The following is a 16,746-nucleotide window of genomic DNA, read 5'->3' as shown; positions in this document are numbered from 1 at the left end:
CCGCCGCGTCAGATCTCGTCGGGCCAGAGGTCCTCGTCGTCCTTCGCCGGTTCGCCGAGCGGGACGACGAGGATCGGCCGGTGCTGGCGATGCGCCAGTCGCGCCGCCACCGACCCGGTGAAGAACTCGCGGATGGAATCGCCGATGCCCCGCTTGCGCGTGCCGACCACGATCAGCCGCGCGTCGGTGGAATCGGCGTAGTCGCGCAGTGCGAGAGCCGGGTCGCCGACCAGCATCTCGAACGTCCACGGCACGTCGATGCCGGACAGGGCGCGGGCCGCCTCGTCCTGGAGCTGAGCGGTCAGCGCCTCGCTCGGGACCACGTCGAGGTTGACCGGCGCCGTGTGGACGTACCCGTCGGGATCCTCGTAGGTCACGAACCTCGTGATGTCGACCGACGCGACGACGAGCGTCGCGCGGTGCAGCCGGGCGTACAGGGCCGCTTCACGCAGGACGCGCGGGGACTGCCCGGGCACGATGCCGGCGATGACCGGGCGATCGGGTCGTCGCGCGCTCGGCGGAAGAGGGGCGGCGTCGGTCATGTGGGGTCCAGCCTTTCGTCCGTCCCGCGCCGACCTGCCGCACGAGGGCGGCGGGAGGGCGCCGTGATATCCTGAATGCTACTCTTCCCGGCCTCTGCCGGAGTATGACTGCGTCGGGCAGCCGAACATGCCCGGGAACTCGTGAGATGAGGGGGTTACGCATGGGGCGTGGCCGTCAGAAGGCGAAACACACCAAGATCGCCCGTGAACTCAAGTACGACACCTTCAACGTGAACTTGTCTGCGCTGGAGCGCGAACTCGGCGCGCCTCACGAAGACCAGTACGAGGACAAATGGGCCGATCAGTACGCGGATGACGAAGAAGGTGATGACGACGACGATTCCTCGCCGTCCGCTTCTCCGACACTCCACAAGGCCTGAGCTCTCGCCGCGAGCCTGACCTCCTGCAGAGTCCCTGAGCCGCCCCGCGGCAGGGAGCGTCACCACCCGCCGTGGCGCTGCTCCCACTCCTCCTCGACCGTCCGGCGGCGGCTGAGGACGAATCCTGCCGGGACGGCGAGCACCGCGATGCCCCCGAGGATGATGAGCGGGCCGCTCCACGACTCCGTCGCGTCGTGCAGCAGTCCGAAGGCGAGCGGCGCGACCATCGTCACGCCATAACCGAGGCTCTGCACGAAAGAGCTGAGCGCGACGGTCGCATCGTGGCTGCGGGTCCGGAGTCCCACCATCGTGAGGACGACCGGGAAGAGCATCGGGGTCACGCCGAGCAGCGTCACCCAGAGCCAGGGCGCCGCCGACGGTGCGAGCAGGAGTCCCGCGACGGCGACGATCCCCGACCCCGCCGCGACGATGAACAGCGGCATGACGACGCCGCGGGTGACGAGCGCGGGGATCAGCAGCGACGCCGGGAAACCCACGAGGGCGAACACCGACAGCAGGACACCGGCGACCGAGGGTGTGATGTCGGCGACGTCGATGAGGATCTTCGGCAGCCACGCGAACGATGTGTAGGCGAACGTGCTCGACGCGAAGAACGCGACGGCCAGAGCCCATGCCGTCGGCAGGCGCCACAGCCGGCCGAAGACGCGCGGGCTGACGCCTTCGACGTCGACCTCGGCGGCGGCGGCACGCGAGCGCACGGCGAGCACGAGCCACGGGATCATGCCGACGAGGGCGAAGACCGCCCACAGCCCGAGGGAGAAGCGCCAGCCCGCGGCGTTCGCGACGGGGACGGCGATGAGGGGCGGCACCGAGGTCGACACCGCCATCATCGTCGAGTAGAGCGTGGTCAGCAGGCCCAGCCGGTCGGGGAAGTACTTCTTGCAGAGTGCCGGCAGCAGGACGTTGCCCACGCCGACGCCCGCGAACACGAGCGCCGAGCCGGCGAGCAGGCCGGTGGCATCCGTCGCGAGCGCCCGGGCGACGAGACCGATCGTGACGACGCCGAGCGCGACGATCGTGGTGCGCTCCAACCCGAAGCGTCGCTCGATCCCGGACGCCAGGAAGCCGAACACCGCGAAGCAGAGCGGCGGCACGGTGCCGATGAGGCCGACGACAGCGGCCGGCAGCGCGAAGTCCTCGCCGATCGCGTCGTAGAGCGGCGACAGCGACGCCACCGCGGAGCGCAGCGAGAGGGCGATCAGGACGATGCCGACGAGGGCGAGGGTCCGACCCCGCCACACGGGGCGGGCGGGAACGGACGTCACCTGTCCAGCCTAGAGGTCGGGCGGAGTGCGGCGGCCCCGGGGCGGGACCGTCACGACTGCTGCGTGCCCTCGACCCAGGAGAGATACTCCTCGGTCACGGTCCCGGTGACGTAGCGGCCGTCGAAGCAGCTCATGTCGAGGTCCTCGACGTCGGGGGCGCCCTCGAGGATGGCCGCCTTCAGGTCCTCGACCTCCTGGTAGACCAGGTAGTCGCAGCCGAGCTCTGCGGCGATCTCGGGGATCGTCCGGTTGTAGGCGACGAGCTCGTGACGCGACGACATGTTGATGCCGTACACGTGGGGGAAGCGGATGGGCGGTGCGGCGGACGCGAACGTGACCGTCTTCGCTCCGGCATCCCGCGCCATCTGGATGATCTCCTTGGAGGTCGTCCCCCGCACGATCGAGTCGTCGATGAGCAGCACGTTCTTGCCCTTGAACTCCGTCGACATCGCGTTGAGCTTCTGCCGCACGCTCTTCTTGCGCACCGCCTGCCCCGGCATGATGAAGGTCCGGCCGATGTAGCGGTTCTTGTAGAAGCCCTCGCGGTACTCGATGCCGAGCTTGCGGGCGACCTGCATCGCGGCGGGACGCGCCGAGTCGGGGATCGGCATGACCACGTCGATCGCCCCGGCGGGCGTGTAGGTCGCGATCGTGGCGGCGAGACGCTCGCCCATGCGCAGCCGCGCCTCGTACACCGAGATGCCGTTCATGACCGAGTCCGGGCGGGCGAGGTAGACGTACTCGAACGAGCAGGGCACCAGCTTCGCGTCCGTGGCGCACTGCCGCGTGAACAGGTTGCCCTCGAGGTCGATGAACACCGCCTCGCCGGGTTCGACGTCACGGACGACCTCGAAGCCGCCGTTCTCGAGGACGAGGGACTCGGATGCCACGGTCCACTCGTACCGGCCGTTCTCCGCGCGGCGGGTGCCGAGGATCAGCGGCCGGATGCCCCAGGGGTCTCGGAACGCGAGCAGACCGTAGCCGGCCAGCAGCGCGATCGCCGCGTAGGAGCCCTCGACGCGGTCGTGCACGCGCGAGACGGCCTCGAAGATCTGCTCATGGTCGAGCTCGAGACCCGAGATCACCGTCTGCAGCTCGTTGGCGAGGACGTTCACGAGCAGCTCGGTGTCGGAGCTGGTGTTGAGGTGCCGCCGGTCGGTGCGGAACAGCTCCTCGGTCAGCTCCCGCGTGTTGGTGAGGTTGCCGTTGTGCACGAGGACGATGCCGTAGGGCGCGTTGACGTAGAACGGCTGCGCCTCCTCCTCGTTGGACGCGGTGCCCTTCGTGGCGTAGCGGACGTGACCGAGGCCGATCGTGCCGAGGAGGGTCCGCATGTCGCGGGTGCGGAACGCCTCGCGCACCATGCCGCGGTTCTTCGCGATGTGGAAGATCCCGTTCTCCTCCGCCGTCGCGATCCCGGTGGAGTCCTGGCCGCGATGCTGCAGCAGCAGCAGCGCGTCGTAGACCTCTTGATTGGCGGGTCCCTGTGCGACGACGCCGACGATTCCGCACATCTGTGTAGCTCAGTCCGTTTCTGCGTAGCTGCCGACGAGGCGCACGGCGCCGCCGTCGACACCCTTCGCGCCCTGCTCGTAGCCGTCGGCGTGGTCGGAGGGCAGCGGGCCGTCCGAGACGACACCGACCTGCCAGGTGGTGATGCCTTCGGCGGTGAGGGCGGATGCCGCGGCCTCCGCCTCGTCGGCGCCGACGACCGCGAGGAACCCGATGCCGAGGTTCCAGGTGCCCTCGGTCTGCTCGAGCGACAGGTCGCCGAGCTCCGCCAGCACGCGGAAGACAGGGGCGGGCGACCAGGTGGACCGGTCGACGTCGACCCAGCTGCCCTTGGGCAGCACGCGGGCGAGGTTCGCGGCGATGCCCCCGCCGGTGACGTGGCTGAGGGAGTGCACGGCGCCGGGGTGGGCTCCGAGCACGCGCAGGAGCGGCGACGTGTACAGGCGGGTCGGCTCGAGGAGCTCCTCGCCCCACGTGCGCCCGAAGTCGGCGGCGTGATCGCCGTACCCGATCCCGGCGCCCGCCACGATGTGGCGGATGAGCGAGTAGCCGTTGGAGTGCGGTCCGCTGGAGGCGAGCGCGAGCACCACGTCGCCCGAGCGGACGTGCTCCGCCCCGAGGACGGCATCCGCTTCGACGACGCCGGTGGCGGCGCCCGCGACGTCGTAGTCGTTCACGCCGAGGAGGCCCGGGTGCTCGGCGGTCTCGCCGCCGATGAGGGCGGTTCCCGTCGCCGAGCAGCCGTCGGCGATGCCGCGGACGATGTCGGCGATGCGCTCGGGGACGACCTTGCCGGTGGCGATGTAGTCGGTCATGAACAGGGGCTTCGCACCCACCACCACGATGTCGTCGACGACCATGCCGACGAGGTCCTGGCCGATCGTGTCGTGCTTGTCGATGGCCTGCGCGATCGCGACCTTCGTGCCGACGCCGTCGGTCGAGGTCGCCAGCAGCGGACGACGGTAGCCGAGCAGCGCCGAGGCGTCGAAGAGGCCGGCGAAGCCGCCGACGCCGCCGAGGACCTCCGCACCGTGGGTGCGGCGGACCGCCGATTTCATCAGTTCGACGGCGAGATCTCCCGCCGCGGTGTCGACGCCGGCAGCGGAATAGGGATCGTGGGAAGTCGAGGCCACGTCCTCAGCCTACCGGCCGGGGACCCCGCCGTCGTCCGCCCCCGGCCCCCTAGGATTGGCGCCATGAGCGGGGCTGATCGGCCCGAGTGGGTCGTGCGTGAGGATGCCGGGGCAGCGGTGCTGGTCGCGCTGTATCTGCGCGGCGCCCTCGGCATCCGTCCGCCCGAGGAGCTGCCCTCCCTGCGGGGCGTCCCGACGGCGGGCGCCGCGGACGACGACGAGCAGCGGCTGCGGGAGCGGCAGTGGCTCGCGTACTGGGCGATGACGGTCGAGCCGCAGGCGCATCCCTCCCCCGTCCCCCTCGAGCTGGTCGCGGGGTTCGAGACCCTCGCGGTGGTGCCCGTGGAGGGCTTCGACGCGCTCCGCACCGCGATGACCCCCTTCGCCGCGGACGCCGTCGCCTATGCGCGGCGCGCCAGCGAACGGTACGCCCAGCAGTCCCGCGGCGGCTCCGCCAGCAGCTACCGGGCGTACGCGAGTGCGATCGCCGAGCACGAGCGCCGCGTGGGCCGGCGCGCCCACTCGTTCGAGCTGAACGTCCAGGTGCTGCCGCTGACGCAGCGCGGGGTGTGGTGGATCGGGTCGCTCACGATCGCCGTCACCGATGGGCTCCGCGGGGACGTCGCCGCGTTCGATCCGGCGATCCAGCCGATCATCGCGGAACTCGCCTGACGCGCGGCGCTCCCCGGCAGGATCCGCCTTGCCCGCGTCAGTCGTCGGTGTGAACGGTCTCCCGCTCGACGCGCACCGTGCGGGAGCGGCGCCGGAGCGCGCGGTCGAACACGAGGGCGACGACGCCGGCGAGCGCGAGGCCCACCGGCACGCAGACGAGCACGAGGAAGCCGAAGATCTGCCCGGGCGTGTAGACGGCCTGGCTGCCGTCGGCGGGCACCTCGCCGTCGAACGCGAACGTCAGGATGAGCGCCACGATGAGGCCGACGGCGGCACCGGCCGCGAAGAAGACGCCGAAGCGAGGGCTGCGGTGCAGTTCCGCGGACTCGACGTGCGACTCGGTGTGCTCGGCCATACTCCTATTGTCCACCCGCGAGGGGGTCCCGGGGGTGCTCGTCGAGGGACGCCGCATTGCGGCGTCGCCGCGCGACGGATCCGACGGCCAGCAGCGCCGCAAGGAGGGCCGCGCCGCCGACGACACCGAACACCACCCACGGGGTCGTGTCAGGCTCCTCGGCCCCCGTCGCGGGGGCGGTGGCGCCGGACGCGGCCACGGGCGGGCAGTCGGCGCCCGCGGTGAGATCGAGGGTGCCGGGATCGCCCTCCCAGAATGCGGCGGCATCGCTCGCTCGCTCCGTCGCCGCCTCGACGGCGGTCAGGGTGAGCACCGCGCCGTCCTCGGTGATCGCCCCGGCGCGCAGGTCGACCGAGGCGAGCGGGGACTGCGGCACGAGCGCCGTGCCCTCGGGCTGGACGTCGAACAGGAGCTGACCGCTTCCCTCGGTGAGGAGCAGCGTGGGGTTGGTGAGGGTCGTCTGCACGCCGGCGTCGCTGACGAAGGTCAGGGTCGCGTCGAACGCGATGCTGCCGACGGGTCCGACCGGGTCGATGACACCGGCGCCGTCCGAGAACCGGAGCGTCGTCGCCTCGAGCGTCGCCGACCCGGATGCCTCGAGCGCGGCGGTCCCGGCATCCCACACCACATCTGCCTGGGTCACCGTGCACGCCGTGGTGTCGGCGGCGGATGCCGGGGCGGGTGCGGCCGCGAGGGCGCCGAGGAGCGCGAGGACGAGCGAGGGCGCGAGGGTGCGGGGCCGTGCCGGCATGGCGCTCCTTTCCGGAGGAATCGTATCGGGAGCGCGCGCGCCGTGATCGCCGCGACGTCCTCTCAGGGGCGCAGCGGCAGGAGCCCGGTCAGTTCGGCACGCGTGCCCGACGCGTGCACGAGGCCCGCGGCGACGGCATCCGACCACGCGGTCTCGCCGGTCGCGAGGGCGATCCAGGTCGCGGCATCCGTCTCGATGACGTTGGGCGGCGTGCCGCGGGTGTGGCGCGGGCCCTCCACGACCTGGACGGCGCCGAAGGGCGGAACCCGCACCTCGACCGAGTTGCCCGGTGCGCGCTCGGCCAGCAGCTGCAGCAGATAGCGGACCGCGGTGCCCAGTTCCCTCCGGCCGGCCGTGCCTGCGCGCGTCGCATCGAGGGCGTCACGGCCTTCGGCGGTGGAGATCCTGCGGGGCATGCGTCCACGGTAGTCGGCGCCCGGACCCGGGGGGAGCCCGCCGGTAGGCTGGCCGCGTGAAGATCCTCGTCCTCGGTTCGGGTGCCCGCGAGCACGCCATCATCCTCGCCCTCGGTGCGGAGGAGGCGGGCCACGACATCCTGGCGGCGCCGGGCAACGCCGGGATCGCGGCCGATGCGACCATCGTGGCCGTGGACCCGGTGGACCCCGCCGACGTCACCACGTTCGCGAACGAGAACGCGGTCGATCTCGTCGTCGTGGGGCCCGAGGCGCCACTGGTCGCCGGGGTCGCCGACGCGCTCCGCGAGCGGGGCATCCCGGTCTTCGGTCCGGGGAAGGCCGCGGCGCAGCTCGAGAGCTCGAAGGCGTTCGCGAAGCGGGTCATGGAGGCCGCCGGTGTCCCCACCGGCCGAGCGGTCCGCGCGCACACCATCGACGAGGTCGCCGCCGCGCTGGATGACTTCGGCGCGCCGTTCGTCGTCAAGGCCGACGGCCTGGCCGCCGGCAAGGGCGTCGTGGTGAGCGAGGACCGCGCCGCCGCGCTCGCGCACGCGGAGACCTACCTGCCGACGGGAGCCGTGCTCGTCGAGGAGTACCTGTCCGGCCCTGAGGTGTCGCTGTTCTTCGTGTCGGACGGCGACACGGTGCGCGCGCTGAGCCCTGCGCAGGACTTCAAACGCGCATTCGACGGCGACGCGGGCCCGAACACGGGCGGCATGGGCGCCTATTCACCGCTCCCCTGGCTCGCCGAGCGGTTCGGCGGCGAGGCGGAGTTCGTCGCCGAGGTCGCCCGCGACGTCGCGGAGCCGGTGATCCGCCATCTCGACAGCGAGGGGACGCCGTTCATCGGCCTCCTCTACGCCGGCCTGATCCTCACCGACGACGGCGTGAAGGTCATCGAGTTCAACGCACGGTTCGGCGACCCCGAGACCCAGGTCGTGCTGGCGCGGCTGCGCAGTCCGCTGTCGCGCCTGCTGCTGGCGGCCGCGAGCGGCACGCTCGAGAGCGAGCCGGCGCCGGAGTTCGCCCCGGACGTCGCCGTCACGGTCGTCCTGGCGAGCGAGGGCTATCCCGAGGCGCCGCGGACCGGCCGGGTCATCGCGGGGACCGAGGCCGCGGCATCCGTCCCGGGGGTGCACCTGGCGCACGCCGCGACGCAGGCGGGGCCCGACGGGCTGGTGGCGACGGGAGGTCGCGTGCTGAACGTCGTCGCGACCGGCGCCGACGTCGCGGAGGCCCGGGAGCGGGCGTACGAGGCGATGAGTCGGATCTCCCTCGCGGGCGGGCACTTCCGCACCGACATCGCGGCGGGCGCCACGGCGTAGCTCGGCGACCGCCGATCCGCCTCGAGCGCGCCGTCACGTGCCGAGCGCGCCGGTCGCTGACCGGCGATGTGCGGCGCGCTCGGCACCAGGCGGCGCGTTCGACGGCAGTGCGGTGCGCGGCGGGGGCCGGCGGGCGGGCGAGGGGCGGTCGTCGGCAGCGGCCCTCTGCCCGATAATGGGCGAGTGACGGATGCCGCTACCCCCCTGCCCGGCTGGGCCCACATCTACTCCGGCAAGGTGCGCGATCTCTACCGACCCGCCGGGTCCGGGCTCGACGCCGCGGACACCATGCTCGTGGTCGCGAGCGACCGGGTCAGCGCCTTCGATGTCGTGCTGGAGCCGGCCATCCCCGACAAGGGCGCCCTGCTCACCTCGCTCAGCCTGTGGTGGTTCGACCAGCTCGCGGGCGCCGACGGCGGCCGGCCCATCCCGAACCACCTCATCCCCGACGCGGCCCCGCCGGCCGGGACCGCCGGCCGGGGCATGGTGGTCGCGGCACTTGAGATGCTGCCGATCGAGTGCGTCGTCCGCGGCTACCTCACCGGCTCGGGCTGGGCCGAGTACGAGCAGGACGGCACGGTGTGCGGCATCCCGCTGCCCGAGGGCCTCGCCAACGGCGACCGTCTGCCGGAGCCGCTCTTCACCCCCGCCTACAAGGCCCCGCTCGGCGAGCACGACGAGAACATCTCCTTCGACCGCGCCGCCGAGCTCGTCGGCGCGGAGCGTGCCGCCGAGCTCCGTGACGCCTCCCTCGAGATCTACCGCCGCGCCGCCGCCCTCGCCGAGTCCCGCGGCCTGATCCTCGCCGACACGAAGTTCGAGTTCGGTCTCGACGCCGACGGCATCCTCACCCTCGCCGACGAGGTCCTGACGAGCGATTCCTCCCGGTACTGGGATGCCGAGGCGTGGCGGACCGGCACCACCCCGGCCGAGCGCATGGCCAGCTTCGACAAGCAGATCGTCCGCGACTGGCTCGCGGCGAACTGGGACCGGACGGGCACGCCCCCCGCCCTGCCCGCCGACATCGTCGCGCGCACGGCGGCGAGCTACCGCGAGCTGCTGCACCGCCTCACCGACTGACACGCCGCGATCACCGCGGCGCTGCTCACAGGGAACGCTCAGGGATCGATAGCATCGGGACGACCCGATCCTCTTCCCAGGAGACACCCATGCCCCTTTGGACCCTGCACGGCGACGGCGCGCACGTCGCCCCGGGCGCCGTCGTCAAGCCCGGCGAGCGCCTCGCCTGGCCCGGCACCATCGCGATCGGTGCCCAGCACGTCGTCGCGATGTTCGGCGCCACCTTCCTCGTCCCGATCATCACCGGCTTCCCGGTCGCGACGACCCTGCTCTTCTCCGGCGTCGGGACCCTCCTGTTCCTGCTGCTCACCCGCAACAAGCTGCCCAGCTACCTCGGCTCGTCCTTCGCCTTCCTCGCGCCCATCACCGCTGTCAACGGCGGCAACCGCCTCGAGACCCCGGAGCAGTACGGTCAGGCCCTCGTCGGCGTCTTCGTCGCCGGCCTGATCCTGGCCGCCGTCGGCTTCCTGGTCCAGCGCGTCGGCTCGAGCTGGGTCGAGAAGCTCATGCCGCCGGTCGTCGCCGGGGCGATCGTGGCTCTCATCGGCTTCAACCTGGCGCCCGCGGCGTGGAACAACTACAACCTCGAGCCGGTCACGGCGACCATCACGCTGTCCGCCGTCGTGCTCTTCGCCGTGCTGTTCCGGGGCTTCCTGGGGCGCATCTCGATCTTCCTGGGCGTCATCGTAGGCTACATCGCGGCGATGCTCCTGCAGGAGTGGGTCGGCCGCGAGGGCGAGACGCAGTCCGCGAAGTTCGCGAAGGTCGCCGAGCTGGCCGAGGCCCGCGGCGGCATCTGGGGCACCTGGATCGGACTGCCGGACTTCCACCTGCCCGCGTTCGGGGACCCGGCATCCTGGGGCTTCCTGCCCATGTTCCTGCCCGTCGTGCTCGTCCTCATCGCCGAGAACATCGGCCACGTCCGCGGCGTCGCCTCGATGGCCGAAGACCCGACGATCAACAAGCAGACCGGCAACGCGCTGTTCGCCGACGGTCTCGCCACGACCATCGCCGGAGCGTTCGGCGGGTCCGCGACGACCACGTACGGCGAGAACATCGGCGTGATGGCGGCGACCCGCGTCTACTCCACCGCCGCGTACTGGGTGGCCGGCATCGTCGCCATCCTGTTCTCGTTCTCCCCGCTCGTGGCCGCGGTGATCGACACGATCCCGGCCGGTGTCATCGGCGGTGTCACGACCGCGCTGTACGGCCTCATCGGCATCATCGGCATCAAGATCTGGGTCGACAACCGCGTCGATTTCTCGCGCCCGGTGAACCAGCTGACCGCGGCGGTCGCGTTCATCATCGCGATGGCCGACTTCACGATGAACGCCGGCAGCTTCCAGTTCGGCGGCATCGTCCTCGGCACCGTGGCGGCGCTCCTGATCTACCACCTCGGCAATGCCATCGCCCGCGCCCGCAGGACCGGTGCCGACGACGGCGGCCCGATCCCGGCCGTCGGGCCGCTCGGCGGCGACCCGGAGGACTGAGGCGGAGCAGCGTCGCGGATGCGGGGTGGCGAGCCCGCCACCCCGCGCATCCGCCGCGGGACGGCGGCCTCACCGCCGTCCCGGCGGATCCCCTACACTCGGCTCCACAGTGAGGAGCTTCGATGGCGACCATCGGCATCATCGGCGGCGGCATCGTCGGCATCGCCCTCGCGCGATCGCTCGGCGCCCGCGGCGACGAGGTCACGGTGCTCGAGAAGGAGGGCCGGCTCGCCGCCCACCAGACCGGCCACAACTCCGGGGTCGTCCATGCCGGTCTCTACTACGCGCCCGGCTCGCTCAAGGCTCGGCTGTGCGCGCTCGGTCGGGCCTCGATGCGCGAGTTCTGCGACGAGAAGGGACTGCCGTTCCGTGATGTCGGAAAGCTCGTCGTCGCGGTCGATGGCACCGAGATCGTCGCGCTGGATGAGATCGAGCGCCGCGCCCGGGCGAACTCCGTCCCCGGCCTGCGACGACTGACCGCGGCCGAGCTGCGCGAGATCGAGCCGCATGCCGCCGGCGTCGCCGCGGTCCACTCGCCGCGGACGGCCGTCGTCGACTACGCCGCCATCACCGAGGCGATGGCGCAGGATGTGCGCGCGGCGGGCGGCAGCATCCGACTCGCCACGGAGGTCACCGGCATGGCGCTGGAGTCGGGCCGGGTGCGCGTCTCGACGGCCGTCTCGTCGCACCTGTTCGACCGCGTCGTCGTGGCGGCCGGGCTGCACTCCGACGTGGTCGCGCGTTTCATCGGAGCGGATGCCGCGCCGAAGATCCTCCCCTTCCGCGGCGAGTACTGGGAGCTGGCTCCCGCGCGCACCGGCCTCGTGAAGGGGATGATCTACCCGGTTCCCGATCCGGCGTTCCCCTTCCTCGGCGTCCACTTCACCCGGGGCGTGTACGACAACGTCCACGTCGGGCCCAACGCCGTGCCGGCGCTCGCCCGTGAGGGGTACCGCTGGCGACAGGTCTCCCCGAGGGACACCTGGGAATCGCTCCGCTGGCCGGGGGCGTCCGCCCTGGCGAGGAAGCATTGGCGGATGGGCGCGGACGAGATCGCGGCATCCCTGATCAAGCCGCTCTGGTACCGCAAAGCGCGCCGATTCGTCCCGGAGCTGAAGCTCGGAGACCTGACCGCGAAGCACGGAGCGGGCGTGCGTGCACAGGCATGGGGGCGCGGTGGCGAGCTCCTGGATGATTTCGCCGTCGACCGGGTCGGGCCGGTCACCCTGCTCCGGAACGCGCCGTCGCCGGCGGCGACGAGCTCGCTCGCGATCGCCGAGCACGTGATCGAGCACTACGTCGATCGGGCGGATGCCTGATCCGCTACGCGGACTCCCTCACCACGAGCTCGGTGTCGAGCACCGTGACGTGCGGCGGCTCCCGACCGGCGAGCCGCGCCAGCAGCACATCCACCATGCGTGAGCCCTGCTCGAAGGACGGCTGACGGATCGTGGTGAGGAGCGGCTTCACACTCGTCGCGACCGGCGAGTCGTCGAACCCGACCAGGGCGATGTCCTCCGGGACCCGCAGCCCCGCCCGGGCGAGCACCTGCAGCACGCCCCGCGCCATGAGGTCGCTGGCGATGAACATCCCGTCGATGTCGGCGCGGCTCTCGAGGATGCGGATCATCGCCTCGGCGGCGCCGTCCGCCGTGAAGTTGCCGTCTTCGACGGCCCGCTCGGCGACGCCGGCGTCGGCGAGCGCCGCCCGGAACCCCTCGAGACGGTCGATGCCGGCGGGCATAGTGCGCGGACCGGTGATCGCCCCGATCTTCGTGCGTCCCGTGGCCAGCAGGTGCGCCGTGGCCCGCTGGGCGCCGAGACGGTTGTCGACGTCGACGTAGTAGTCGCCCTCGCGAGCACGGGTCGGGCGGCCGCCGTACACGACCGGCACCGCATCCGCGATCCGCTCGATGAACGTGTCGCTGGTGTGGTGCGAGACGACGATCGCCCCGTCGACCGCGCCGCTGCGCAGGTACGCCGTCGCCTTGTCGTGCGGATCGTCGCTCGCGATGATCAGGTTGAGGACGTAGTCCGTCTCGCTGAGCCGGGCGTTGATCCCCGTCACGATCGCCGCGAAGAAGGGGTCGCCGAAGAAGCGCGTGGTGTCCTCGGGCACGACGAGCGCGATGGCCATCGTCGCCCTGCTCGCGAGCGAGCGGGCGGCACGGTTCGGCACGTAGTTCATCACCTCGATCGCGCGCCGCACGGCCTCCAGAGCCGCCGGACTCACCGCGGTCGACCCGTTGACCACCCGCGACACGGTCGACCGGGACACTCCGGCAGCCGCCGCCACCTCTTCGATCGTGGGGGTGCGGATGGTGTCGGTCACGGCTACCTCGGGGAGAGCTGGGCGTCGATCGCTCGGGCAGCGATGACCCGACGATACTCCAGGGCGCTGTCCTTCAGCGTCCGCTCCTGCGTCCGGTAGTCGACGCGGACGATCCCGAAGCGCTTGGCGTAGCCCCACGCCCACTCGAAGTTGTCCATGAGCGACCAGTAGAAGAAGCCCCGGACATCGACGCCGGCGTCGATGGCGTCGAGCGTCGCGTTCAGGTGATCCCGGAGGAACGCCGTGCGGTCCGCATCGTGCACCCGCTCGACGCCGTCCTCGACGACCAGCTCGTCGTCGTAGGCGGCGCCGTTCTCGGTCACGGCGAGCACGACACCGGCCTGAGCGGCGTAGTCGTCCCAGATGCGGCGGAGCAGACGGGTGAGGCCCTCGGGCTGCACCTCCCACCCCTGCGACGTGCGCGGCAGCCCGCGCTCTATCGTGTGCAGGTCGCGATCGTCCGGGTACGGGCTGCGGGTCGGCCGCGCGTTCCCGGGAGCGCCGGAGACAGGCGGGACCGCCGGTGCCGTCGCCGACACGAGGTCGCCGTGGTAGTAGTTGACGCCCAGCGTGTCGATGGGCTGCGCGATCGTCGCGAGATCACCGTCCCGGACCGCCTCCTCGAAGCGCGCCACGGCCGCGGCATCCACGAGCCGGATGTCGTCGAGGATGTCGAGGGGGTACTCGGCACGGAACAGCGGGTCGAGGAACCACCGGTTGAACTGCCCGTCGAGGCGTCGCGCGGCGTCCAAGTCGCGCGGATCGCCCGGGTCCGCCGCGTCCGCGACGGTGTGGTTGAGCGTGATGCCGACGTCGAGCGCCGCGTCACGAGCGCGGAGCTCCCGCACCGCCATGCCGTGACCGAGCAGGAGGTGGTGGGATGCCAGCATCCCCTCGGCGACGCTCTGGTGCCCGGGCGCGTGCTCGCCCCCGGTGTACGACAGGAAGGACGCGCACCACGGCTCGTTCAGCGTGGTCCACACCGGGACCCGGTCGCCGAGCGCGTCGTGGACGCTCATGGCGTACTCGACGAAGCGCTCGCTCGTCTCGCGCACCGTCCAGCCGCCGCGCTCCTGCAGCGCCTGCGGGAGGTCCCAGTGGTACAGCGTCAGCCAGGGCCGGATGCCGGCCTCGTTCAACTCGTCGACGAGGCGCTTGTAGAAGTCGAGCCCCGCCTCGTTCACGGCGCCGCCGTCGGGACGCACCCGCGCCCACGACGTCGAGAACCGGTACGTCTGCAGACCGAGCTCCTTCATGAGGGCGACGTCGCCCCGGTAGCGGGAGTAGTGGTCGCACGCGACGTCGCCGTTGTCGCCGCCGGTCACGGCACCGGGCAGGCGGGTGAACTCGTCCCAGATCGACGGCGTGCGACCGTCGACCGCCGCGGCGCCCTCGATCTGATAGGCCGCCGTCGCCGCGCCGAAGAGGAAGCCCGGTGGGAACGAGCGTGAGTGTGGAGCAGGCAAGACGACGTCCTCCCGGGAGATGGTGCTCATGACGGTAATCCCATCAGCCCTTCACGGCGCCGGCCATGATGCCGCTGACGAGCTGCTTGCCGGCGAAGATGAACAGCAGGATCAGCGGCAGGGTGGCGAGGAGGACCCCGGCGAGGACGATGGAGTAGTCGACGAAGTAGTTGGCCTGCAGCAGCGAGAGGGCGACCGGCAGGGTCGGGCTCTGCCGGTCGAGGACGATGAACGGCCAGAAGAACTGGTTCCAGGCGCCCACGAAGGTGAACAGGAACAGCATCGCGGCGGCGGGGCGAGCCGCGACGAGGCCCACGGTCCAGAAGGTGCGGATCTGACTCGCGCCGTCGACCCGGGCAGCCTCGATCAGCTCGTCGGGGACGGTCTGCCCGATGTACTGCGTCATCCAGAACACCCCGAACGCGCTGGTGAGCGCCGGGACGATGATGGCGCCGATCTGTCCGGTCCATCCCAGGTCGGCGAAGAGGATGTAGAGGGGGACGACCCCGAGCTGCATCGGCACCGCCATGGTCGCGACGACGAACGCGAGGAGCGCCTTGCTGCCGCGGAAGCGCAGCTTCGCGAACGCCCAGCCCGCAAGGGTCGAGAAGACGACCACCGACACCGAGATGACGGTGGAGCTGAAGATCGAGTTCCACAGCGCCAGCCAGAAGTTCACTGCGGGGTCGTTGATGACCGACATCGCATTGGCGATGAAGTTCGCTCCGGGGATCCACGACATGTTCGGGTCGTTGATCGTGAACTCGTCGCCGGAGCCGATGAGGAAGGACCAGTAGTAGGGGAAGATCGCCGAGACGGCGACGACGCCCAGCCCGATGTACACCCAGAATCCGGCGCGGACACCGCGGATCTTGGTCGTCCGCTCGCCGCGACGTCGCCGCGCGGCGTTCGGGATGTTCTCCTCGACGATGGCCAGGGGCGGCTCGCTGATCGTGGTCATCGTGCGACTTCCTTTCGTGCGCGGCGGCGTCGGACGACACCGCGACCGCCTTCGTCGCGGACGAGGCGACGGGTGATGAGCAGGTTCAGCAGGCCGATGATCACGATGATGATGAACAGGATCCAGGCGAGCGCCGCGGCGCGACCGAAGTTGAACTCGCCCCAGCCGATGTTGTAGAGGTACAGCGTGATGGTGAGCCACTGCTGCGCCGGGCCGCCTTCACCGGTGTTGTCGAACATCCGCGGCTCGTCGAAGATCTGGAGTCCGCCGATCGTCGAGGTGATGATGACGAAGATCAGGGTCGGCCGCAGCGACGGCAGCGTGATGCTGAAGAACTGGCGGATCGCGCCGGCGCCGTCGACGGTGGCGGCCTCGTAGTACTCCCGCGGGACCGCCTGCATCGCGGCCAGCAGGATGAGGGCGTTGTAGCCGGTCCACCGGAAGTTGACCATCGTGGCGATCGCGATGTGACTCCAGAACGGATCCGTGTGCCACCCGATCGGGTCGAGCCCGAAGTCCGCGAGCGTGTTGTTCACGAGGCCGTGGACGTCGCCGAACATGTTGCTGAAGATCAGGGCGACGGCGACGGGCGCCATCACGTAGGGCAGGAGCACGCTCATGCGCCAGAAGGTCTTCGCGCGGATGTTGCGGTCGAGCATCGCGGCGATGAAGACGGCGAGGATGAGCTGGGGGACCGTGGACAGCAGGAAGATGCTGAAGGTGTTCCGGAGGGCCGCCCAGAACTTCGGATCGTTGAGGATCCAGGCGTACTGCTCGAACCCGATGAACGTCCCCTCGTTCCGGATCAGATCCCATTCCTGGAACGAGATGACGGCCGTGAAGGCGATGGGGAACAGTCCGACGACGGCGAACAGGACGAAGAAGGGCGAGATGTACAGGTAGGGCGAGAACTTCAGGTCCCACCGGCTGAGCCGCTGGGAGAAGGAGAGGACTCGCACGGACCGCTCCGTCCGAGGGGGACGGTCGTCCAGGGGCGTCCTGGGGCGGGTATCGGTGGCAGTCACGTGGATCGCTCCCTCGGCGGG

At 71.1% G+C, this 16,746-nt stretch carries 17 protein-coding genes; 6 read left to right on the top strand and 11 right to left on the bottom strand.

What is annotated here, in order from left to right; translation table 11 throughout:
* Window positions 1-8 precede the first annotated feature (8 nt).
* Window positions 9-542 (bottom strand): universal stress protein, encoded by a 534-nt coding sequence (locus AB3M83_RS02175; RefSeq protein WP_412944760.1) that lies wholly within the window; start codon window positions 540-542, stop codon window positions 9-11.
* A 161-nt stretch (window positions 543-703) separates the two neighbouring features.
* On the opposite strand from AB3M83_RS02175, the gene AB3M83_RS02170 reads away from it, so the two are divergent.
* Window positions 704-922 (top strand): DUF3073 domain-containing protein, encoded by a 219-nt coding sequence (locus AB3M83_RS02170; RefSeq protein WP_412944759.1) that lies wholly within the window; start codon window positions 704-706, stop codon window positions 920-922.
* Between the two features lie 59 nt (window positions 923-981).
* On the opposite strand, the gene AB3M83_RS02165 is transcribed toward AB3M83_RS02170, so the two are convergent.
* The 3 genes from AB3M83_RS02165 to purM are packed head-to-tail and all read right to left on the bottom strand — an operon-like array spanning window position 982 to window position 4,853.
* Window positions 982-2,208, bottom strand: coding sequence for an MFS transporter (locus tag AB3M83_RS02165; RefSeq protein WP_412944757.1), 1,227 nt, complete (start codon window positions 2,206-2,208; stop codon window positions 982-984).
* Window positions 2,209-2,258: 50 nt separating this feature from the next.
* On the bottom strand, window positions 2,259-3,722 hold the full coding sequence (purF, locus tag AB3M83_RS02160) for an amidophosphoribosyltransferase (RefSeq protein WP_412944756.1): 1,464 nt from the start codon (window positions 3,720-3,722) through the stop codon (window positions 2,259-2,261).
* Between the two features lie 9 nt (window positions 3,723-3,731).
* The gene (purM, locus tag AB3M83_RS02155) at window positions 3,732-4,853 is read right to left on the bottom strand and encodes a phosphoribosylformylglycinamidine cyclo-ligase (RefSeq protein WP_412944755.1); all 1,122 of its coding nucleotides are present in this window, start codon (window positions 4,851-4,853) and stop codon (window positions 3,732-3,734) included.
* Window positions 4,854-4,916: 63 nt separating this feature from the next.
* Between purM and AB3M83_RS02150 the strand changes: the two genes are divergently transcribed.
* A complete protein-coding gene (locus tag AB3M83_RS02150; RefSeq protein ID WP_412944753.1) occupies window positions 4,917-5,525 on the top strand; it encodes a zinc-binding alcohol dehydrogenase in 609 nt (202 codons plus the stop codon).
* A 37-nt stretch (window positions 5,526-5,562) separates the two neighbouring features.
* On the opposite strand, the gene AB3M83_RS02145 is transcribed toward AB3M83_RS02150, so the two are convergent.
* The 3 genes from AB3M83_RS02145 to AB3M83_RS02135 all read right to left on the bottom strand — a co-directional run bounded on the left by AB3M83_RS02145 (window position 5,563) and on the right by AB3M83_RS02135 (window position 7,047).
* On the bottom strand, window positions 5,563-5,880 hold the full coding sequence (locus AB3M83_RS02145; protein ID WP_412944752.1) for a potassium transporter Trk: 318 nt from the start codon (window positions 5,878-5,880) through the stop codon (window positions 5,563-5,565).
* Between the two features lie 4 nt (window positions 5,881-5,884).
* Complete coding sequence (locus AB3M83_RS02140) at window positions 5,885-6,631, bottom strand: HtaA domain-containing protein (protein ID WP_412944751.1); 747 nt, start codon at window positions 6,629-6,631, stop codon at window positions 5,885-5,887.
* Between the two features lie 62 nt (window positions 6,632-6,693).
* On the bottom strand, window positions 6,694-7,047 hold the full coding sequence (locus AB3M83_RS02135) for a sterol carrier family protein (RefSeq protein WP_412944750.1): 354 nt from the start codon (window positions 7,045-7,047) through the stop codon (window positions 6,694-6,696).
* A 56-nt stretch (window positions 7,048-7,103) separates the two neighbouring features.
* Here AB3M83_RS02135 and purD point away from each other — a divergent pair, with 56 nt between their 5' ends.
* The 4 genes from purD (at window position 7,104) to lhgO (ending at window position 12,261) form a co-directional block, all read left to right on the top strand.
* Window positions 7,104-8,372, top strand: coding sequence for a phosphoribosylamine--glycine ligase (purD, locus tag AB3M83_RS02130; protein ID WP_412944748.1), 1,269 nt, complete (start codon window positions 7,104-7,106; stop codon window positions 8,370-8,372).
* Between the two features lie 183 nt (window positions 8,373-8,555).
* A complete protein-coding gene (locus AB3M83_RS02125) occupies window positions 8,556-9,452 on the top strand; it encodes a phosphoribosylaminoimidazolesuccinocarboxamide synthase (protein WP_412944746.1) in 897 nt (298 codons plus the stop codon).
* An 89-nt stretch (window positions 9,453-9,541) separates the two neighbouring features.
* Window positions 9,542-10,942, top strand: coding sequence for a uracil-xanthine permease family protein (locus AB3M83_RS02120; protein ID WP_412944744.1), 1,401 nt, complete (start codon window positions 9,542-9,544; stop codon window positions 10,940-10,942).
* 122 nt (window positions 10,943-11,064) lie between these two features.
* On the top strand, window positions 11,065-12,261 hold the full coding sequence (gene lhgO / locus AB3M83_RS02115) for an L-2-hydroxyglutarate oxidase (protein ID WP_412944742.1): 1,197 nt from the start codon (window positions 11,065-11,067) through the stop codon (window positions 12,259-12,261).
* A 4-nt stretch (window positions 12,262-12,265) separates the two neighbouring features.
* Here the strand turns inward: lhgO and AB3M83_RS02110 are convergent, their stop codons facing one another.
* Genes AB3M83_RS02110 through AB3M83_RS02095 form a run of 4 tightly spaced genes read right to left on the bottom strand, consistent with a single transcriptional unit; the run spans window position 12,266 to window position 16,725 of the window.
* On the bottom strand, window positions 12,266-13,273 hold the full coding sequence (locus tag AB3M83_RS02110) for a LacI family DNA-binding transcriptional regulator (RefSeq protein ID WP_412944741.1): 1,008 nt from the start codon (window positions 13,271-13,273) through the stop codon (window positions 12,266-12,268).
* A 2-nt stretch (window positions 13,274-13,275) separates the two neighbouring features.
* Window positions 13,276-14,769, bottom strand: coding sequence for a GH1 family beta-glucosidase (locus tag AB3M83_RS02105; RefSeq protein WP_412944739.1), 1,494 nt, complete (start codon window positions 14,767-14,769; stop codon window positions 13,276-13,278).
* Between the two features lie 13 nt (window positions 14,770-14,782).
* The gene (locus AB3M83_RS02100) at window positions 14,783-15,700 is read right to left on the bottom strand and encodes a carbohydrate ABC transporter permease (RefSeq protein WP_412944738.1); all 918 of its coding nucleotides are present in this window, start codon (window positions 15,698-15,700) and stop codon (window positions 14,783-14,785) included.
* The gene (locus AB3M83_RS02095) at window positions 15,697-16,725 is read right to left on the bottom strand and encodes a carbohydrate ABC transporter permease (RefSeq protein ID WP_412944737.1); all 1,029 of its coding nucleotides are present in this window, start codon (window positions 16,723-16,725) and stop codon (window positions 15,697-15,699) included. Before AB3M83_RS02095 ends, AB3M83_RS02100 begins: the two co-directional genes overlap by 4 nt.
* Window positions 16,726-16,746 lie beyond the last annotated feature (21 nt).

This window comes from Microbacterium pasadenense (genome assembly GCF_047246565.1).
Lineage (GTDB): Bacteria > Actinomycetota > Actinomycetes > Actinomycetales > Microbacteriaceae > Microbacterium.
Note: the sequence above shows the minus strand (reverse complement) of the source record. Positions and strands in the feature narration are given on the sequence as shown.

Bases quoted from the DNA above. Each gene is read 5' to 3' on its own strand.
- AB3M83_RS02175 (WP_412944760.1), bottom strand. From the start codon at position 542: ATGACCGACGCCGCCCCTCTTCCGCCGAGCGCGCGACGACCCGATCGC.
- AB3M83_RS02170 (WP_412944759.1), top strand. From the start codon at position 704: ATGGGGCGTGGCCGTCAGAAGGCGAAACACACCAAGATCGCCCGTGAA.
- purF (WP_412944756.1), bottom strand. From the start codon at position 3,722: ATGTGCGGAATCGTCGGCGTCGTCGCACAGGGACCCGCCAATCAAGAG.
- AB3M83_RS02150 (WP_412944753.1), top strand. From the start codon at position 4,917: ATGAGCGGGGCTGATCGGCCCGAGTGGGTCGTGCGTGAGGATGCCGGG.
- AB3M83_RS02145 (WP_412944752.1), bottom strand. From the start codon at position 5,880: ATGGCCGAGCACACCGAGTCGCACGTCGAGTCCGCGGAACTGCACCGC.
- AB3M83_RS02140 (WP_412944751.1), bottom strand. From the start codon at position 6,631: ATGCCGGCACGGCCCCGCACCCTCGCGCCCTCGCTCGTCCTCGCGCTC.
- AB3M83_RS02135 (WP_412944750.1), bottom strand. From the start codon at position 7,047: ATGCCCCGCAGGATCTCCACCGCCGAAGGCCGTGACGCCCTCGATGCG.
- AB3M83_RS02120 (WP_412944744.1), top strand. From the start codon at position 9,542: ATGCCCCTTTGGACCCTGCACGGCGACGGCGCGCACGTCGCCCCGGGC.
- lhgO (WP_412944742.1), top strand. From the start codon at position 11,065: ATGGCGACCATCGGCATCATCGGCGGCGGCATCGTCGGCATCGCCCTC.
- AB3M83_RS02105 (WP_412944739.1), bottom strand. From the start codon at position 14,769: ATGAGCACCATCTCCCGGGAGGACGTCGTCTTGCCTGCTCCACACTCA.
- AB3M83_RS02100 (WP_412944738.1), bottom strand. From the start codon at position 15,700: ATGACCACGATCAGCGAGCCGCCCCTGGCCATCGTCGAGGAGAACATC.